Source organism: Rhodopirellula halodulae, assembly GCF_020966775.1.
Taxonomy (GTDB): Bacteria; Planctomycetota; Planctomycetia; order Pirellulales; family Pirellulaceae; genus Rhodopirellula; species Rhodopirellula halodulae.
The window spans coordinates 274,090-289,663 of sequence record NZ_JAJKFV010000030.1 but is presented as its reverse complement, the minus strand read 5'-3'; the positions used below and the strand labels follow the sequence as shown (position 1 = coordinate 289,663).

General features: G+C 56.6%; 12 protein-coding genes. 10 read left to right on the top strand and 2 right to left on the bottom strand.

From position 1 onward, the window contains the following. Positions 1-70: 70 nt before the first annotated feature. A complete protein-coding gene (locus LOC70_RS23080) occupies positions 71-295 on the bottom strand; it encodes a hypothetical protein (RefSeq protein ID WP_230256416.1) in 225 nt (74 codons plus the stop codon). A 476-nt stretch (positions 296-771) separates the two neighbouring features. On the opposite strand from LOC70_RS23080, the gene LOC70_RS23075 reads away from it, so the two are divergent. Further along, positions 772-1,200 (top strand): secondary thiamine-phosphate synthase enzyme YjbQ, encoded by a 429-nt coding sequence (locus tag LOC70_RS23075; protein WP_230256415.1) that lies wholly within the window; start codon positions 772-774, stop codon positions 1,198-1,200. A 51-nt stretch (positions 1,201-1,251) separates the two neighbouring features. Here the strand turns inward: LOC70_RS23075 and LOC70_RS23070 are convergent, their stop codons facing one another. After that, positions 1,252-1,632 (bottom strand): DUF2237 family protein, encoded by a 381-nt coding sequence (locus LOC70_RS23070; protein WP_230256414.1) that lies wholly within the window; start codon positions 1,630-1,632, stop codon positions 1,252-1,254. Between the two features lie 753 nt (positions 1,633-2,385). Between LOC70_RS23070 and LOC70_RS23065 the strand changes: the two genes are divergently transcribed. From LOC70_RS23065 to LOC70_RS23025, 9 genes are all read left to right on the top strand, one after another. Next, positions 2,386-4,407, top strand: coding sequence for a hypothetical protein (locus LOC70_RS23065; RefSeq protein ID WP_230256413.1), 2,022 nt, complete (start codon positions 2,386-2,388; stop codon positions 4,405-4,407). A 221-nt stretch (positions 4,408-4,628) separates the two neighbouring features. Beyond that, positions 4,629-5,213 (top strand): pyroglutamyl-peptidase I, encoded by a 585-nt coding sequence (locus LOC70_RS23060; RefSeq protein ID WP_230256412.1) that lies wholly within the window; start codon positions 4,629-4,631, stop codon positions 5,211-5,213. 124 nt (positions 5,214-5,337) lie between these two features. Continuing rightward, positions 5,338-6,441: a leucine-rich repeat domain-containing protein gene (locus LOC70_RS23055; RefSeq protein WP_230256411.1), complete on the top strand. Its 1,104-nt coding sequence runs from the start codon at positions 5,338-5,340 to the stop codon at positions 6,439-6,441. Then, a complete protein-coding gene (locus LOC70_RS23050; RefSeq protein WP_230256410.1) occupies positions 6,438-7,946 on the top strand; it encodes a serine/threonine-protein kinase in 1,509 nt (502 codons plus the stop codon). The genes LOC70_RS23055 and LOC70_RS23050 overlap by 4 nt, the downstream gene beginning before the upstream one ends. Before the next feature lie 155 nt (positions 7,947-8,101). Further along, positions 8,102-8,920 carry a pyrroline-5-carboxylate reductase gene (gene proC, locus LOC70_RS23045; RefSeq protein WP_230256409.1) on the top strand — a complete coding sequence of 273 codons (819 nt, stop codon included), beginning with the start codon at positions 8,102-8,104 and terminating at the stop codon, positions 8,918-8,920. Between the two features lie 100 nt (positions 8,921-9,020). Beyond that, complete coding sequence (locus LOC70_RS23040) at positions 9,021-9,260, top strand: hypothetical protein (RefSeq protein WP_230256408.1); 240 nt, start codon at positions 9,021-9,023, stop codon at positions 9,258-9,260. A 257-nt stretch (positions 9,261-9,517) separates the two neighbouring features. Further along, on the top strand, positions 9,518-14,212 hold the full coding sequence (locus tag LOC70_RS23035) for a dockerin type I domain-containing protein (RefSeq protein WP_230256407.1): 4,695 nt from the start codon (positions 9,518-9,520) through the stop codon (positions 14,210-14,212). A 171-nt stretch (positions 14,213-14,383) separates the two neighbouring features. Continuing rightward, positions 14,384-14,911, top strand: a complete 528-nt coding sequence (locus tag LOC70_RS23030) for a PDZ domain-containing protein (RefSeq protein WP_230256406.1) — start codon at positions 14,384-14,386, stop codon at positions 14,909-14,911. Between the two features lie 132 nt (positions 14,912-15,043). Further along, a complete protein-coding gene (locus LOC70_RS23025) occupies positions 15,044-15,550 on the top strand; it encodes a GNAT family N-acetyltransferase (protein ID WP_230256405.1) in 507 nt (168 codons plus the stop codon). Positions 15,551-15,574 lie beyond the last annotated feature (24 nt).

Genomic DNA, 15,574 nt, shown 5'->3' with positions numbered 1-15,574 from the left:
TTCGTTGCGTGGGGGGAGGGAGATGCGGAAAGCTCAGCGTTGATCACGCGAGACACATCGCCATTCCCGATTACTCGCGAGGGCGGATCGCGCCAGTCAAACCGCTGTAGTCGATACGGTCGGTGGTGTGCCAAAGTGGTTGGCCCAACTCAACACGACGACGCAGGACTTCGATCTTCTCTTGGCTGCCCGCAGGAGCATCCGTCGCAGTGAACGTTTCGTCTTCGTTAGGCACGAAATCTTCATCGTGTCCGTAACGCAAGATCGCTTCGAAAACGTTTTTGCAATGAGTCATACTATTCCGATTTACTTTCAAAGGAGTCAGGAGCGCTCCGCGCGTCCGCAACTCAACTTTTAAACACTCGCTCCCAACCAATTCCTTTCGCCGGGAGCATTTCACACGAGGGGATTATTCGTGTCGGAATGCGTGGGTCAAGAAAATTCTGGAGGGGGCTTGCCCTTCCCAGGGTTCTACGCGTCTGCCCACAACGGTCATTAGTGAGCTTGCCAACCAGGGTGACTTTACCGGTATCTGCTCCATGGATTTGGAAGCTGGGGAAATATGAAGGCGTCAAGGGGGTGATCGCCAACCTAATCCCTAGATGAAGGTTTCGAGAAGGGGCTTGACAGCCTTGCCATGAAACCGGTTTCTCGTTCAAAATTCGCCCCCGCCGGGTCGGGTGAGTCAGAAAACGCACAAACGTTACCACTCGCGCGAGCCCGAAAAAAAATTCAAAAAAATTTCTTCTCGAACTCTTGGTCGCTTCCCAAATGTCGTACTGGATGCAGCGTGAAATCAGTTTGCCAGCCGCTCGACGTGGTTTTCACTTGGTCACACGGCCGATCCTGGAGGCCTTGCCGGAGCTCCGTGAGATCGAAATCGGACTGCTTCACGTGTTCATTCAGCACACCAGCGCTTCGCTGACCATCAACGAAAACGCGGATCCCGATGTGCGAGTGGACTTCGAAACGGCCATGAATCACGCCGTTCCGGAATCACTTGCCTATGTGCACACGCTGGAGGGCCCCGATGACATGCCCGCCCATGTGAAAGCATCCATGATGGGAAGCAGCGTCAGCGTTCCGATCAAGAACGGACGACTGAACGTGGGCACTTGGCAGGGAATCTACCTGTGCGAACACCGCGATCGTGCTTCGTCGCGGAATCTGGTCCTGACCATTCAAGGCCAAAAAGCCTGATACTCGGCTGCACGGGCTGAACTCAGGCATGGGCTGATCCCAAACGCAGGCTCAGTCCAACGCGAACTCGCGGAGTTCGTCCAGCGAGGCGAACTCGAGTGCCGAAATGTGGGTGGCCTCCAAGTGGACTTTGGGTGCCATTCCCGCGTCGAAAGCCTCTTTCCAACGTGCCGCACACAAACACCACCGATCACCTGGTTTCAAACCGGGGAATTCATACATCGGCATGGGGGTGCTCAAGTCATTGCCTTGGCGGCGACTGAATTCGAGAAAGTCCTCGGTCATCTCGGCACACACCACGTGCAATCCGACGTCCTGGCCGCCTGTGTTGCAGCAGCCATCGCGATAGAAACCGGTCATCGGATCGGTGCTGCATACCTCCAATTCGGTGCCCAGCACGTTTTTGGCCTTCGAAGGCGTGGGTGAAGCCATTTTGAGAATCCGTGTGGGAGAAAGAGAGGGGCGATCGATGGGATCACATCGGAAGCAGCGGAGCGGCGAGCGAAGCCTGCGGACAACCGCAGCGTCAATCCTGCAACGGAACGGCGAGGAGATCAAGGGAACGACGTTCGGCGGTTCTGTCCTCTGCCGAAAGTCGACCCAACTTCTCGCGATGGGCGGCACGGCTACTCGCAAATTGCGGACTTAAGCCGCGAGGCAAACCCCCGCTGCATGTTTGAAACCGGCAAGACGCGTCTCCCACAACCACTGTTCGGATAACGGGCAGTTTGCCGATTGGTGAATTCAATCTCCCTCGCCGGTACCGTTGGGCGAAAACGGTTCGGATTGGCAAACCGTTCCGTTTGTGCCGCTTCTGGCAATCGCAACCATTCTTCATGGAAACCGGTGTGAGTTAGCCGCCAATTGAGGGATTGGTACGTGGAAATAGGTGCACCACGGTCGATTCGAGTTGCGGAAGGATTCCCAAGCCGAGCAATCGGCGTGGTGCCCCGACACTCTCAATTCAAGTCCACCGCATTGAACATTCGAGTGGGTGCCGAGCACGATGCTCACCCGATTGAGATCGACATGACACATCGTGAGTGCCTCCCAGCCTTTGGGCCGGCAACACCTGGTCCAACGTTGACTGTCATTTCGATCTTGGTCGGTCGCCTCAATGGATGACTCGATTTCGGCTAGGGCAGTTGCAATGAAGCACATTAGCGCACGCAGAAGGAGTCAGCGATGAAATTCAACGTCTTGCGAGCTGTCGCAGCCACCCTTTCCATGGGTGTTTGCACGGTCGCTTCGGCACAATACGGGCCGAACCCTTACGGTGGTCAACCTTACAACGGTTACACCAACACGGCTCAACCCAACGTTGGCCCCACCAGCCAACTGGGCGTGCCACAGACCCAGTCCGTGCAGACGTTCGGCGGCGGCAACTATCAGCAACCCGCCAACAACTACCAGGCACCCGCGAAGTGGAACAACTTCGGAGTCCCAAACAACGGGCCTCAATTGTTCCAACCCGCCTCGACCGGTGGATACGATTCGCAATTGCCACCGCCTGAATCCATCCCCACCCCAGCCCCTTCGTACGGCGAATCGCTGGCGGCCCCCACGCAACAACATGTTGCTCCCGCACAACCGGCCCCAAGCTACGCGGCTCCATCGGCAACGGTGCATCAACACTCGGGCACCCACCAGCACTCCACGGTGCACCAGCACTCCGCACCTGTCGAGCACCACGCGGCTCCCGTCGAGTACGGTTCCGCATCGGGCGATTGCCAGTCATGTGCTCAGCCAAGCCCCTACATGCAAGCGGCTTCGCAACCTTGGGAAGGCAGCTCCTACGCAGCCCAATCATGCGGCATGCCAGCAGCGGCTCCCGTTCGCGCACCTTTGTTCCCATGGTTCGGATCGTTTGACCTGTTGTTCTTCAACATGGATACCAACGGCAAAGACCGGAACATCGTTTCTCGCTACGACTCCGCTGATCCGAACCGTCCTTACTTGCCACTGATGGGCATCGGATCGATCGAACCAGACAGTGCTCTTGGCTACAGCCTCAGCTTCGGTCGTTACCTCGGATGCGGCCAATACGGGCTCGGTGTGACGTACTTCAACTGGGATCCAGATTCCGAGATGTACAACTCGCCGGTCTACACGGCGGAAGACTCGATCGCCAACGGTGGCGGTGGTGGTGCTCTGCGTGCATCGGGCATGCCTCAGTACCACGGCGCTCAAATGCCGTACAACTACGACAACGGTGGCGGAACATACAACGCCCTGAACGGTGGCGCTGACTACAGCATCTACGACATCATCGATGGACGTGCCGGTCAATCGGCACTGGACGGCGGTGATACGAACGCCGCTCCAGGTGGTGCTGGTACCAACTCCTATGCGGAAGCCACTCAGTTCCGTGCACGTCGCGACGTCGACATCCAAGGCTTGGAAGTCAACCTGTTTAGCTTCGGCTTGATGGGGGCTCAACGAGCTTCGGCTGCTTCTTGCGGCACCGGCCACGGCTTCGGTCACAAGATGAAAAGCTTCATGGGCTTTGGTGGCTACGGCGGAGTCGGCGGTTACGGCGGAGCTCAGTACGGTGGCTACGGCAGCTGCAACACGGGTGCCTGCCCACCTGCCGCATGCCAACCATGCGGACCTCGTTTCGGTTATGGCGGAGCCGCCGGACCACTCGTTCGTCCTTGCAACGGCAAAGTCCAAGTCGTGACCAGCCACGGTTTGCGTTGGTTCCAGTTCAAAGACAGCGTGGACTATGCCTTCGACGTCGATGGCCGTGCGGGCTACACGATGAACGATATCTACGACACGACCTCGACGGAGAACGATTTGTTCGGCTACCAGTTCGGCAGCCAACTGATCTACTGCTTGGGCAGCCGTGTGAACTTCAACGTCGGCGGCAAGTTCGGTCTCTACGGAAACCAAGCTGAGTTCCGTCATCGTTTGGGAACGCAAGATACCGCGGCCGAGTTGGCAGCGATGCCAGGTCTGGCGATCGACTACGAGACAACCGACACGGTTCTGTCGACCTTGGGCGAATTCGACTTGGGCCTCGGTGTCCGCGTCAGCAACTGCTGGACGATCCGCGGTGGTTACCGAGTCCTCGGTGCGACCGGCTTGGCCATCGCCGACAACTACTCGCGTGACTACAGCTCGAGTGCATCGGCCAGTGCCCTGCACGCCGACAGCAGCCTGATTCTTCACGGAGCCTACCTCGGAGCGAACTTCAACTGGTGATCGCTTCAGGCCATGTCCGGTGGCCTGACGAACGCAGCTCTCTGAACCGCCGAACGCCCTCGAGTCAACTTGATTCGGGGGCGTTTCTGCGTTAACGCCTAGCTCCTAGCTCCGCCCTTCTTCTCCCGAGTGCGAATTCGCGAACTATAATTGCGGTCTCAGCCTGTCCTGCCCGCTCGATTGTTCTTCGCTTCCAACGCTTTCTCCGGACACACCACCTCGTGACCAAGGTTCTTTTGACGGCCTTCGAGCCCTACGATCGCTGGCCGGACAACTCAAGCTGGATGAGCTTGATGGAACTGACGCACTGGTACGACGGGCCCGTTGAACTGGTCACTCGCCGCTATCCCGTCGATTTGCGGATGATGAGCGAACGTTTGCGAAAGGATTTGCAAGGCGGATACGATTTGGCGATTCACTGCGGGCAGGCCCCCGGATCGACCCAAATGCGGTTGGAATCGGTCGGACTGAACCTGCGAACCGACGGGACGGAGATACTCGGCGACGCCCCGGCCGCCTACCGGTCCAAGCTGCCGCTCGCCGTTTCGGCCCAAAAAATTCGCGAGGCGGGGATTCCAGCGGCGGTCTCGCACCACGCGGGCACGTATCTTTGCAACGCCGCACTGTTTCTCAGCCACCACTACTCGGCGGCATTCAGCATGCGGACTCAGTCGCTGTTTGTGCACATGCCACTGGCACCCGTCCAGGTCGCCCGCGAAAATTCGGATTCGCCCAGCATGAGTGCTCCGATGACCAGCGCCGCACTGGCAATTCTGATTCAAAGTCTGGTTGCATCGACCAACTGAGCGAATTCTGACGCGGATCAGGCGGACGTGAAGAACAGGACATGACGATCCCAGCCCCGACCGACTATGATGGGGCCTTTCGGTGCGTTCAATCTTCATTCCCCGATCAGTTCAGCGTTTTCCCATGAATCACGTCTGGAATAGCTCGCAAAAAGCCCTGATTCTCGCCGTTGGCGTTTTCTTGTTGTTCGGGCTGACCGCAAAGCCGGTCTCGGCATTCAGCGACGACGAGCCAAAGAAAACCGAGGCCCCCGCGGACGACAAGCAGCCCGCAAAAGAAGCCGTCAAGCAAGACAAAGCAGAAAAGAAGCCAGCTCCGAAGAAGGACGAAGACAAAAAAGCGGCCGAGAAGAAACCAGCTGATAAAAAAGCGGCCGAAAAGAAAGACGAACCTGCGAAGGAAGAGAAGAAGCCCGAACCGAAGCCACCGGTCAAATCGATCTTCCCCGACAAGGCTCTCGAAGCCGCCGTGCGATCCGAGGTCTTCGCCAAACGACACAACGACGAACCGATCACCGCAAAGGACGTCGAGAAAATCTCTCGCGTGGTCGGTGTTGGCAAAGGCATCCAGTCGCTCGAAGGTCTGCAGCACTGCAAAGCCCTGATGCTGATCGACTTAGCCGACAACCAGATCGCTGACTTGTCACCGATCTCACAACTCAAACGACTGCAGTCGGTCACGCTGTCAGGCAACAAAATCACCAGCCTCGATCCGTTGGTCGAATTGCAAGCAATGCAGTTGCTAGACGTTTCCGGCAACCAGCTAACCAGTCTGGATCCGCTGAAGAAGATGTCCAATCTGCGGACTTTGTATGTTGCGGACAACCAGCTCACCAGCCTCGATCCGATCGCGGACCTGAACAAGATTTGGTCGTTGGACGCCGCTGGGAATCAGCTCACCAGTCTTGATCCCGTATCGAAACTGGGATGGCTGACCACTTTGGAAATCTCCGACAACAAGATCACGTCGTTGCAGCCTCTGACGTCGCTGGACGATTTGGACATGCTGATCATGCCGGGCAATCCGGTCGCCAATCTGAAGCCATTGGTCGAGATGTGTCGTGCGGACGCCGCGAGCGATCGACGCTTCGCACCGTACCTGAACGTGTATCTGTCGCCGCAACAGATGAAGAACGCGGACTGGAACGATGACTTGGCCGCGCTCAGGGAAGTGGGCGTGCGTCTGCATGAATACGAACGCCAAACGCCAGCGAATTCCACCCCATGAGTGTGGCGAGTCCCGAAGAGTTCATTCAACGTGCCATCGCGGTCGGGCTGACTGATCGCCGGTCGGTCGATCGCGCGCTGTCGGAACTGGGTGCCGAGGAACGTCAACTCAAGGACGTTGTGGAACTGTTGCAGCGTCACGGCATCCTGACGACGTTGCAATGCGAGAAGCTGACGCGAGGTGACAAAGGCGGCTACTTCTATGGCGAATACAAAGTCCAGTATCTGATCGGTGCCGGTACGTTCGCTCGAGTTTATCGCGCTCAAAAAGGCGACGAAGTTTTCGCGGTGAAAGTCCTGCGAAAACGTTTCCGCGACGAACCCAAAGAGATGGAACAGTTCCTCCGCGAGGGACGGATGGGGCTCAAACTCAAACACCCCAACATCGTCCGGATTTTGGATGTCGTGCCGGATGTACGGAACCCGTTCCTCGTCATGGAATTCGTCGAAGGGCAAACGCTCCGGGAACTCGTTCGCATTCGAGAAAAGCTTCCGGTCGAACTTTCGTTGAAACTGACGATGGAAGTCGCCGCTGGTTTGGCCTACGCCGCCGGTTTGGGGATTTCCCACCGTGACTTGAAGCTATCGAACGTGCTGATCTCGTCGACCGGAACGGCCAAACTGGTTGACTTTGGTTTGGCCGCATTGGCCGACCGGAACAACCCCGAACAAGTCGCCGATTGTCCCAATGCACGGGCCATCGACTACGCGGCGCTCGAACGCGGTACCAATGTTCGCAAGGATGACCCTCGCAGCGATATCTTCTTCACCGGCAACATGCTTTATCACATGTTGGCGGGCACACCGGCATTGTCTGAAACACGTGACCGCTTGGCTCGGTTGAATGTGACTCGGTTCCAGGAGATCAAACCGATCTCGGAGTACGTTCCTGACATCCCGGGCATCGTCAATCAACTGCTGATGAAGATCCTGGCGTTCGATCCGGAGAAACGCATTCAGTCCGCATCGGCTCTGCGCATCGAAGTCGAACGCGTGTTGGAAACGTTGAAACGTGGCCCGACGGAACGACAAATTCACGACACCAGTGGCACCGTCAATGCAGCGGATGTGGGTGACGATCATGTCGTGACCAACGAAGGCGAAGGCTACGTGGTGATGTTGGTGGAATCCAAAGCCAATTTACAAAACGCCGTTCGCGAACGTTTGAAGGCTCGCGGCTATCGCGTGTTGATCATCGCAGACCCGCGTCGCGCGTTGGCACGTTTCGAAGACGCCATCGAACGTCCGGCAGATTGCGTGATCTTCGGTGCAGCCGAACTGGGCAACCAAGCACTCGAAGCGTACAACCAATTTGTCAGCGACGAACAGACCGCCGAGATTCCCGCCATCTTGCTGGTGGACCAGCGCCAAGGCCACATCATCAGCCGGGCTCGACGCGGCCCCAACCGAGTCTTGTTGCCGCTGCCGCTGCGGGTCAAACAATTGCGAGTGGCATTGATGCAGTTGCTCTCGAACGTCGAAAAACGCACCCCCGGAATGTTCTGATTCGGTGCACCAGGCGAGTGCATCGAACCGCTCGCCCTTCCGCGATCGTTGCTTTGCGAAGTGCGATGCCTTCTTGCGTCGCAGTCACTCCTCTCGCACAAGCACGACATCCTTCCGAGTCGCTCTCACCTCTTTCTTCAAAAGTCACTTTGGAAATGAAACTCACTGGATTGACGGTCATCGGCGGCGGACAAATGGCTCGCGCCTTGGTCGGCGGAATGCTCGAAAGCGGTTGCCTGGACGCCGAAGAGTTGACGGTCGTTCACAAAACCGCGTCGACGGGAACTTGGTGGACCGAGAATCATCCAGGATGCACAACCACGACCGACACCGTTGCGGCCGTTGCGTCTGCGAAGGTGGTGATGTTGGCGGTGAAGCCGCACATCATCGCCGAGGTCATGACTGTCCAAGACGAGCAAGGCAACTCGGCCGACTGGAACGATCGCCTGATCATCTCGATCGCCGCCGGAATTGGTCTCGATTCGTTGACCGAGCAGGCCGGCCATCGCCGAGTCGTTCGAGTGATGCCCAACACTCCCAGCTTGGTCGGCGAGGGTGCCAGCGGCTTCTGTGCCGCGGACGGCGTCGATGACGACGACATTGAGCTGGTCAAGACCATGCTGGAAAGCGTCGGCATCGCCGCACAAGTCACCGAGCCACAAATGAATGCCGTTACCGGCGTCAGCGGGTCCGGCCCGGCCTACGTTTTTCTGATCATTGAGGCGTTAGCTGATGGAGGCGTCGCCGCCGGATTGCCACGGGCCACCGCTTTGCAATTGGCCACGCAAACGGTGCTCGGCGCAGCCAAAATGGTTCGCGAAACGGGCGAACATCCCGGCGTTTTGAAAGACAATGTGTGCAGTCCCGGCGGCACGACCATCGCGGCCATGAGCACGCTGGAAAGGAACGCCGTTCGCGGGGCGATGATCCAAGCCGTGCAGGCGTCGGCGAATCGCAGTCGAGAACTGGCTTGACGAAAGACTCCTTCAACTGAGACAAAGAGCGATCACACGCTGCAACTTGCAAACGCTTGGCAGCTCGTTTTTTCTTTCACACCGCCCAAGGAATTCTCTCATGGCATCGCCGATCGTCAAAGTCGACGACAAACACGTGCCGCTGTACCGGATCGTCTGGATCGCGGACCTGCCACACTTCTGCGGCGAAGAAGACTGCCAGCGAGAAGGCTATTACGAGATCCGACTCGACGTCGACGATTCGGTGTGGACCAACGCCCACGAGCGAGACGAAGTGCTCGAAGCCATGAACCGCTGGTGCGGCGACCCCCGCGACGATCCCAACAACGGGATGTACTGAACATCGCTCGAATGATCTCAATGTTGCGTCAAACGGTCTCTCATCCGTCATCGCTCAATTGACCGTTTCAATTGACTATTCGGCTATAGCGTTCCCAGTGGAACCTAACGCGACTTTCATGTGTTTTCCGTTCGGCGATTTGCGTCCCGCGTGTCATACTGGCGACCATGCGAGATCGACAACAGAGACGAACGAACAAAAATGAGAATTCAATAGCGAGAACTCCGCGCTTCGAGCAATTGGATTCACGGCGTTTGTTGGCGGCCGACGCATGCTTACCGGCCCCCGACTATTGGAGGATGGATGTCAGTGGCGACAAAACCGTCACCGCCTTGGACGCGCTCCAAATCATCAACCAAATTGGAGACGATGATGTGGTGGTGTCCCCCGGTTCCGCCGGCGATGTTCATGTCGATGGTCGCCTGACTTCTTTAGATGCGTTGCGGATCATCAACGCGTTGGATGCAGGTGTGCGGCCTCCTTTGGAACTCGCCAATGACTCGGCGACGGGAGGAGGAACCAACCGCGACTCGATCACAAACGATTTGGCCCTTCGTGGCACAGTGTGTTGGCTGGCCGATCTTCCTGAATCGATGCGAACCCTGCACGTCGTCGGCATCGATACCGATGGGCAGCTTCAATCCAGATTGGTCCATTCGTCTCGGGTCACGAACAACAAGTTTGAAATCTCAGACAATGACTTGCCCTACCTGGTGAGATCCTCGGGCGGTGCAACTTTCCCGACTCGCTTAACGGTCGTCCAAGGATTTGCAGGCACGACGTGGTCGGATCGACAGGTCATCGGTGAATTGGACGTCATTCGCGACCGCGATGCACCGCAACTATTCGTCGAACGCACGATTTCCCCAACCGCTCGTTACATTGATGTGTCGGTGCTGGACGGAACTTCGATCACGCCGGAAAGCCTACGATCACTCGACATCCAGTTTGTATCAGGACCGTTTCGCATCGACACAGTGGCTGAGGTGGAGACAATCACCAACACCTTCGGCACTCGTTTCCGGTTTCCGATCAACGCTATCAACGTCGCGAATCCCGATCAGCTGCCTCCACCAATCTTGTCGGTGCAGGCCGATCTGGAGGACATCGCCGGCAACACCCGGTTGGTGGAAACCACGATGACAATCGATTGGCAGGAACCCAATCCGCGATACTCCGCGTCGGTCGTGGAAGGATGGTCGGCCTTGCGACCGGAACATGGATCGACATTTGACTCAGATGTTCCCGCAGTGAATCCAGGGCAATACGTTCGGGTGCGAGTCGATGTCCCCAGAAGTTCGCCCCTGATCGTATCGCAAGGCTATCATCGCGGCGGCGCATTCGTGGTTGAACGACGATCGTCACACGCCTTTCTTGAACCTGGCACTGGCATCATTTCGTGGTTGGTGCACGACCAGATCGTGACCGGACCGTTGACATGGTCAACATCCTCCGTCACCGAGCCCCACCGGGAGGCATTACCGTCACTTCGTGTGGTTCCATCGGTAAGCCAATTCGACGCCGATGTAGCCCGCAGGGGCAAATGGAGCCTGTCAAATGAACACCTGGGCGGCATCGACACTGAACTCGAGACATTTCGGTATCGATTCGTGGGCGAAGACGAAATTGATTCCACTCCAATCACCCGCGAGGACGTTGCAACATGGAGTCCTCTCTATTCGGGAGCTCCGCTGCCAACCACAGGCTTTCAAACGGTTCAGTTCGCTAATTCTGATGGCGTCTCCGAAATTGCACCGCTACGGTTTGCGTCGCTGCCAACCCACGTCAAAGAGTTCGCCATTGATGAGGGAAAGTCGATCTTGGGGATCACTGGGACAAACTTGGTTCGGTTTGATTTCGAAACCGCCGAGCAGTTGGTGACGCGGTCACTATCGGATGTCTTCGATGTGCCACCGTTTCATGATTTGGGATTAACCGGGGGTGACTGGATTGAGAGCCTGATTGTGATTCCGATGGATTCCATCGCAGGTCAGATCGAACTGTTTGATGGTCTCGAAACGCCGCCCTCCGGATCGGTGCTGGCCATCCGCGAGGAAAGTTGGGTGGGGACTGGCGTGTCTTTGATCCTCGACGTCGACACGCTTGAGCCGATCGGAACCGTTCCAACCGGCGACCTGAATTCCGCGTTGCCAGAACAGCCCGAGTTCGATTTCCCATACAAATTGCTGATCAACGGCGATTGGATTTATCACCTTTCACCTTACGACAGCAGCGTGATCTCACGTCAGTTACTGTCTTCGTTTCGCTATGACCGTCTTGTTGACGACAATCGTACCGCGCGGGCGGATCTGTCGCGGTTGGATGTCACAGCCGAACTTGGAACTCCGGCGGATCCTTCACAACCTTCAATCAATGCGGGCCAACGTTTTCGGTTGGAAGGGGAAGGATTTTCGTGGCGATCCACTTTGCTAGTGCAGCCCGATGACTCCGGGATATCCGAGAGCTTGGAACCCTGGGAAACGGATCTGACTTCCATTCTGCGTCCGGATCGAACTGGCGATGACGGGACCTGGGCCGAATACATCTTCCCGGAATCGCAGCTCGCCGTTGTCAAAGTAGTGCTGCAAGAATCCGGTCAGGTCCTTCCACTGCAACATGTCCCCTCAATTCGTCTTCCTGATCGCAGTGGCAGTTGGAACACCTCGCCATCGATACCACCCGAGAACCGGATTCCGCTCCGCCTCGGTGACATAATCATCAGCGGAACCAGTGATTCCTATCGTTTGACAGTCGATGGTATGGAGGTCAGCCATCTGCGAATGATCAACGCACGGTTGAAAGAGCGTTTTTCGCCAGCCTCCAATCTGCGAGTTCAATCAGAAATTGTGATCGAAAATGACTTCGGGCGAATGAAGCTGGAACTGCCGCAACTTCGACAACCGATCGGCGAATCATGGCAAATCGAAGCGGTCGATTCATTCGAGCCTTGCGTGGGCGGCCAGATCGACTACGTCCAGCTTGACGAAGGGACCGTGCTGGCCGGCAGCTTCGTTCGGCTTCAGATGAGTCCCCCCAATGGTCGAAATGGTTCGGAGGATGCACCTGCCAACTTGTCCTTTCAATTGTGGATGGACAGCGATGGAAATCTTGCGGAACGAGTGATCGATTTGCCCGGCAAATATGCGGATGGCTGGGCCACTTTCCACTTGCCGTTGAACGCTCGCTCCGGTCGGCTTCGCGTTTGGGGAAGCGAACCGAATACTCGACGAATGAGTGATTGGTCATTCCGTTTGGAGATTGCCCCAACGATCGTTGCACAGGTAGGCGATTCGCGTCAGGCGGGTTCGACCGTTTTGTTGGCCGGCAACGAACTCGGTTCGATGCGTTGGTTCATCGACGACATACCGGCAACTTCCAAGCCTGGACCGGATGTCCAGCGAGATGAACTGCGATCGATCGAACTGCAAGTGCCTGAGGGCGTCACCAAGGGTGTGCTTCGTTTCGAACGCAATGACGTGGCGGCAATCTCACCTCCAATCTTGCCATGGTGGATTGGCGACCCACCATCATTGCTCGGTGATCTGACTTATCCCGGGTTGCCCGCAACAGAAGATTTCAGACTGATTCAGTGGGTGGACCGCACCGCAGCGGACCATCATGACGCCGAACCAGGAGACCCCTGGTACTATCGCCGCGTTTACAACTTAAACGGTGCTGTGCCCTCGAAAACGCCAAACGTCATTGGCAAGGTCGAGGAGGGTGTGCTCGTCGAATCATATGTGCCACGCACCAATTTCGATTTCTGGTTGTTTGGCCCGGTAGGCGACACCAGTCTAAATTGGCTGCTGTCGCCAACCCTGATCGACGGCATCCGCGCGTCGCTCAATCAACCGGACGATGAGATCGCTCCATTCGACAAAACACTCGAAGTCCTCTTGAGCGATCAAGCCAATGGCTTACTGCAGTTGCGAGACACCTCGCTGCACTGGGGCGATCAGTCTTGGTCGCGAGCGAACATGCGTTTCAATGCTTTTAACCTGAGCGAGCTTCCGAAAGGACCAATGCGGTTGGAATCGGACTGGGGAGCATTCACGTTCGACTTCTTTGAATCGCCCGCATTGGTGGAGACGATCTCCAACCTGACTGCCGACCATGGCACACCGGCAGACCCAAGCCGTCCCAGCGTCAACGCCGGTCAAGTCATCAACGTCTCAGGTGACTTTATCAATAGCGGCGACAACATCTATTTCAGTCGTCAACCTGGAAAATACGGGCAACAGGACATTGCGACATGGACCATGGGCGATGGCCTCCATCTAAGACGTCCTTCCAACGTGCCTGCGGACTCAACCCACGAACTCCGAGTACCACGCGAAGCGGTAACCGGTTGGATCCGACCGGGTTTGGCGGGTTCAGAAATGGACCTACAGATCGTTCCCTACCTTGGAAGATCGACGGACGCCTTCTACTTCGACGGGGTGGAAGTCGGAGATCGATTGCGATTGGGGCAACTTATGATCGAGTTGACCCAGGAGGACGTTCAACAAAGATCCATAAAGCTTGATTTGTCATCACCTCGTTTTCGCGATGTCGATCCATCCCAGTTGGAGGGGTCGGCGCAATTGACTGGTCGTGGTGGCCAAAGCAACGAAATTCCAATGCCACCCATTCTGATTGCAGTCCAGTCGCCAGTCTCGTCCATGACTCTTCCATCCGGCATCACGGCAATTCAAGCGGGACAAACGGTCACGGTTTCAGGTGTCAATTTGAATGCTCTCCGATACATCGATTTTCTTACCGATGGTGATAACGGTGATCCGTCGCAATATTATCGAGTCCATGACTTTGAGTTGGTTGACTCATCTCAACGCTCGGTACGATTCGTCTTGCCTGATGTGCCATCCAAATTGACTTGGTTGAGTGGCGGGCACGAAATCCAGAGTCGGATACTTACCTTGGATCCATTCGTGGTGATTACTCCCTTGCTGTAATTTAAGTTGCCTAGTCAGTACCGTTTGGAGGCACGCTTGCCTGTGGTGTGGACAAGCCGAACAATATTGAATCGGTGAAGAGTTGAATCGGCGAAGACGCGACGTTGGTGTGTCGGGTTTCGCTTTGGGACGTGTTGTTGGATCGGGTCTTCTTTTGGAAAGGGTCGACAAATGGGTTCCTTCTCTTGGTTTTGGTCCGTTTCATTGGCCTTGCTGCTCTTGCCAGCCACCACTTATCTGCCGCCGAAAAATGTGGATGCCCCGAGCAATGGTCCACCGACTCAGAATGGACCAGTGAAGGATGGTGCGACGAATGACGGTGCTCAGGTCGCTGATGGCGATCCCGACAAAACCGTTGATGCGGCACCGCTGTTTGTCGAGCCACATCCCGGTGAACGCCATCCGCCTGGCATTTGGTATCTCGGAGTCTTCGGTAAATACGGCGACCGCGGACTGTTGCTGACCGAGGTCCATGCATCGACACCGGCCGCGCGGGCTGGTTTGGAACCCGGCGATCGTTTGCTGACGGTCAATGGGCACCAAGTCGGTGATCGTCCCGGCGGACGTTTGAATTTGGACGACGCTCTGCAGCGATACTCAGGGCGAGGTGGCTGGGTCCGGTTGTTGGTGCAAGACCATCGCACGCAACGCTTGATAAACGTCGACGTTCGTTTGACGCGAACGCGAATTCATACCTGATGACCAGTGGAGCCTGTACAGTTTCACCTTCGGTACGGATGATGTGATGACTCGCTCGATTGGCCCTCAGCTTCCGCCGGCCCGTCGAACCTGTCCGCTCACTTTCACACCGTCACCAACCTGGAGCTTCGCTTGAGCCTCACTGTTCGCGCGATGCAAACTCGCGATTCCGAGATGGTTGTTCAGCTCAACGCGGACGCGGTGGCTTTCACCAGTCCGATGGACGTTGACCGCCTGCGTGTTCTCAAGCGGCTTTGCAGTCTCTGTTTGGTGGCGGAGCACCATCAAACGGTGGTGGGCTTTCTGCTAGCGATGCCCGAAGGCGTCGACTATGACAATGGGAACTACTGTTGGTTCAGTCAGAGGCTACGACATTTTCTGTACGTTGATCGAGTGGTGGTCTCGGCGAGCGCGCGAGGACTTGGTGTCGCCTCTTCCCTGTACGAACGTTTGTACCGTGAAGCGACCGACACGGGAGCATTGCAAATCGCGGCCGAGATCGATTGCGAACCAGCCAACGTGCCGTCGCTTCAGTTTCACGAGCGACAACACTTCGTCGAAATCGGCAAACGTGAATTGCCCAGTGGCAAATGGGTGTCCATGCAACTTCGAACGGTGGAACAAAATCTTCCGAGTTGAAGTTGCGACCGGCCGAAGATCTTT

Excerpts from the sequence above, each read along its gene's own strand:
- LOC70_RS23070 (WP_230256414.1), bottom strand. The coding sequence starts at position 1,632 with ATGGCTTCACCCACGCCTTCGAAGGCCAAAAACGTGCTGGGCACCGAA.
- LOC70_RS23075 (WP_230256415.1), top strand. The coding sequence starts at position 772 with ATGTCGTACTGGATGCAGCGTGAAATCAGTTTGCCAGCCGCTCGACGT.
- LOC70_RS23065 (WP_230256413.1), top strand. The coding sequence starts at position 2,386 with ATGAAATTCAACGTCTTGCGAGCTGTCGCAGCCACCCTTTCCATGGGT.
- LOC70_RS23030 (WP_230256406.1), top strand. The coding sequence starts at position 14,384 with ATGGGTTCCTTCTCTTGGTTTTGGTCCGTTTCATTGGCCTTGCTGCTC.
- proC (WP_230256409.1), top strand. The coding sequence starts at position 8,102 with ATGAAACTCACTGGATTGACGGTCATCGGCGGCGGACAAATGGCTCGC.
- LOC70_RS23040 (WP_230256408.1), top strand. The coding sequence starts at position 9,021 with ATGGCATCGCCGATCGTCAAAGTCGACGACAAACACGTGCCGCTGTAC.
- LOC70_RS23080 (WP_230256416.1), bottom strand. The coding sequence starts at position 295 with ATGACTCATTGCAAAAACGTTTTCGAAGCGATCTTGCGTTACGGACAC.
- LOC70_RS23055 (WP_230256411.1), top strand. The coding sequence starts at position 5,338 with ATGAATCACGTCTGGAATAGCTCGCAAAAAGCCCTGATTCTCGCCGTT.
- LOC70_RS23050 (WP_230256410.1), top strand. The coding sequence starts at position 6,438 with ATGAGTGTGGCGAGTCCCGAAGAGTTCATTCAACGTGCCATCGCGGTC.